Below are 3,528 nucleotides of genomic sequence, written 5' to 3'. Positions count from 1 at the left end.
GCCCGCCGCCGCCGAAGCCGCCGCCCCGGCCGCGCGCGTCCTGGACATTCTCGCTCTGCCGACGGCCTCTCCAGCGCATGGCGCATTCCTCATCAATTCGAACCGGCCCCGGCGCGAATGCCGCCAGTGACCTTCAACCGATAACTACCCCAACGGTTGCGGCCTGTCACAGCTTTTTCGGTCTCGCAGGAGTGTACCAGAGCGGCGTTCCGCGACCTACCTAGGAAGCGGCGCGCTGTTTCCGCGTGCGGATAAACGTCTTGAGCTCGGCGGCGCTCATGGCGCGCCCGAGCGCGAAACCCTGCAGCATGTCGCAGCCGAGTTCCTTGAGGATGCGCGCATGCTGCATCGTCTCGACGCCCTCGGCCACCACTTCGATGCCTAGCGATCTGCCGATTTCCACGATCGATTCCACCAGGCTTCTCTGCGTAGGCGATTCGACGATCGGCATGACCAGCTGGCGGTCGATCTTCAGGCGGCGCGGCTGGAGCTTGAGCAGGCTGACGATCGAGGCGTAGCCGGTGCCGAAATCGTCGATCTCGATGTCGATGCCGAGTTCCTTGATCTGATTGACGTTCCAGGCAACCATCTCGTCATCGTCGTCAAGGAAGATCGATTCGACGAGCTCGAACGACACTGTGCCTGGACGGATGTCCAGATTGCGCAGGTTCTTGATCAGTTCCTCGTCCTGAAGCCGCCGCGCCGAGACATTGACGGAGACGCGCGGCACGATAAGGCCGGACTTGGTCCAATCCTCGAACTCTACGAGCGCCTGCTCGAGGATCACGCGGTCGATCGTCGAGACGACGTTCAGCTCCTCGGCAATCCGGATGAACGTTTCAGGCGTCAGTATTCCTTCCGTCGGGTGCCGCCACCGCGCCAGCGCCTCGACGCCGGCGATCTCGAGCGTCTTTGCGTCGAACTGCGGCTGGTAATAGGCGGCGAACTCATTGCGTTCCAGGCCGGCCAGTATCTCATCGGCCACGCGCTTGGTGGTGACGATCTCCGCCTGCAGGGCTTCCGTGAAGAATTCATGCCGGTTTCGGCCGCGGCTCTTGGCCCGGTAGAGCGCGATGTCGGCGTTGACCAGCAGCCGCTTCGGATCGATGTTTTCGCCGGTTTCGGCGGCGATGCCGATGCTGACGCCGAACCGGCATTGATGGCCCTCATAGAAGACCGGCTTGCGCATCTGGCTGGTGATGCGATCGGCGAGCACTGACAAATCGTCCGAGCCGGATTCGGACGTGCACACCACCACGAATTCGTCGCCGCCGATGCGCGCCACGAAATCCTGCGGCCGCACATTCGCTTTCAGAACCTGCGCCGCATGAACCAGCATGGCGTCTCCCGCGGCGTGGCCGAGCGTGTCGTTGATCTGCTTGAAGCGGTCGAGATCGATGTGCAGCAGCGCGGCGTAGCCGCCGCTGCGTGCGCAGGCCGCCGCATAGTGCTCCAGTATCTCGTCGAGATAGCGCCGGTTGGGCAGGCCGGTGAGCGAATCATGCAGCGCATTGTGCTCGATGCGAGCCTTGGCCGCCTCGAGCTCCGCGTACCTTGTCTCCGCCAGGTCCTTCGCCCGCTCCAGTTCCCTGTTGAGCATCACATCGGCGGTCACATCCCATTCGGCGCCGATCATCTTGGCGGTTTCGTTGCCCTCCTGATAGACGATGGCGCGCGTGCGGAGATAGCGGATTTCGCCGCCGGGCAGCACGATGCGGTACTCCGAGGAATAACGCCCGCGCGTCGCCACCGCCCTTTTGAAATCTCCCTGTGCACGCTCCAGATCGTTCGGATGGATCTTGCTGGCCCAGTGTTCATAATTTCGCGGCTTGCCGTCGGTCGGCAACCCGTACATCTCGTTGACCCTGTCGTCCCAGACATTCCGGTCTGTCTCCAGGTCATGTTCCCACACGCCGATCTGTGAAGCGTCCAGCGCCAGTTCCAGTCGTTGCGACAGCCGCCTGAGTTGCACTTCGCGGCGGCGCGAATCGCGGTAGTGCTTCCGGCGCTCCTCGATCAGCCGCCCGGAAACCACGATCGGAACGATCACCAGCGCACCGGCCGCGAATACCAGGGCGCGCAGCAGCCAGGCGTTCTGAGGCGTCGCGTCCCAGCCGCCTTTCGGAATAGCAGCGATCTGCCATGAGCCCGAGGGCAGTTGCACGCTGGCCGTCACCGGATGGCTTTCCGCCACTTCCGGACCGCCATAGAACCGGGCGCCGGCCTTGCCGAGTGCATCGTGTCCGATCAGCGCCACATCGATCGGCAGCGCCGGATCTGTGAGGCCGCTGTCGCGGTAGAGCCGTTCGACATCCACCACCGCCGAAACGAGGCCCCAGAATTTTTCGCCGCCGCCCTCGGCGGGCGTGAAGACCGGGAACCTGCCGATGAATGCCTGCCCGCCCTGGCGCAAATCCACTGGCCCGGCCAGCACAAGTTCGCCGGTATCGCGCGCCCTCAGCGCCGCCGCCTGCTGCAGGCCGGCCGTGCGGTAATCGAGGCCGATGGCGTCCTCATTGCCCTTCATGGGGTACATCAGCGAGATGATGAGGTCTGGCGCGGCGGCGATGTTCCTGAGCTGGCTCTGCTCGCGAAACAGGTTTTCGGCAAGCGCTGCGAAGCGCTCCTGGTCCATCTCCGGTTCGGTGGTGATGGTGGCGACGAGCCCGCGCACAAGCTGGATGTTGCCGTTGATCTTGCCTTCCAGCTTGGCCCGGATCAGATTGACGTCGGCCAGCACAACGGCCCGGCTCGCCTGTTCATGCACGAGCCGGTTTTGATGTTCGGCATAAATGCCGCCGACAACAATCACCACCACGGCAATCGCCGCAGGGATATTCGTCCATGCAAGGACGATCCTGCGCGCCTGGGCAAAATTGAAGCCGTAGAAACTCAACACCGCAGCCTGTCGGAAATCCGGTATTCGCACCGGCTTTCCCGACAGATTAGCGCAGACTGCTTAACTTTGACTTTCAATACGCTTTTATTGGGATGGACTTCAGTCGCGCTGCTTGTCGCCGGCGCTCCTGCCGTCCGAACTCTTCGACCGCTCCTCGAAGCGCTTCGCGCCTTTTGCGAGATCGCCGCCCTTGCGCGCCTCGGTCTTGCGCTCCTCTTTCTTCGCAGCCTGCTTCAGCCCGGCGGCCGCTTCCTTGCCCTTTGCGGTCGGTGCCTGATTTACGCCCATGATCGTTCCTCCGGAAGATACGGAAATGTGCTCGTCAACGCATGACCACCCGGCGCGTTCCGGCTTAAGCATGATCCCGAACCGAAGGTCCGCGCAGCGAAAAGTTGCGGACTTTTCGGGCAAGATCATGCGACTAAACAAACATCTAGACCTACTCAGCCGCAGGCGCGGCGGCGGCGCGCCGCGATCGTGCGCTCGCCATCATCACCGCCAGCGCCAGCAACGGAAAGGCGGCGGCGACGAGGCCGAGGTCGGACGGCGCGGCAAATTCCAGCACTCGCCCGCCGACGACCGTCCCGGCGGCGATGCCGAAATAAAGCGCCGAGGCGTTGAGCGACAGC

At 63.4% G+C, this 3,528-nt stretch carries 2 protein-coding genes and 1 pseudogene; all 3 read right to left on the bottom strand.

Annotation, left to right across the window (positions count from 1 at the left end; genetic code table 11):
* Positions 1-220 precede the first annotated feature (220 nt).
* The gene (locus MAXJ12_RS10000; RefSeq protein WP_008835712.1) at positions 221-2,929 is read right to left on the bottom strand and encodes a bifunctional diguanylate cyclase/phosphodiesterase; all 2,709 of its coding nucleotides are present in this window, start codon (positions 2,927-2,929) and stop codon (positions 221-223) included.
* 69 nt (positions 2,930-2,998) lie between these two features.
* A complete protein-coding gene (locus MAXJ12_RS09995) occupies positions 2,999-3,187 on the bottom strand; it encodes a hypothetical protein (protein WP_008835711.1) in 189 nt (62 codons plus the stop codon).
* A 151-nt stretch (positions 3,188-3,338) separates the two neighbouring features.
* A pseudogene (locus MAXJ12_RS09990) lies at positions 3,339-3,528 on the bottom strand (MFS transporter); the annotation flags it as partial.

Origin of the sequence: Mesorhizobium alhagi CCNWXJ12-2, from assembly GCF_000236565.1 — a bacterium.
Taxonomy (GTDB): Bacteria; Pseudomonadota; Alphaproteobacteria; order Rhizobiales; family Rhizobiaceae; genus Allomesorhizobium; species Allomesorhizobium alhagi.
The sequence above is the reverse complement of the archived record's forward strand: the minus strand, read 5'-3'. Positions and strand labels throughout refer to the sequence as shown.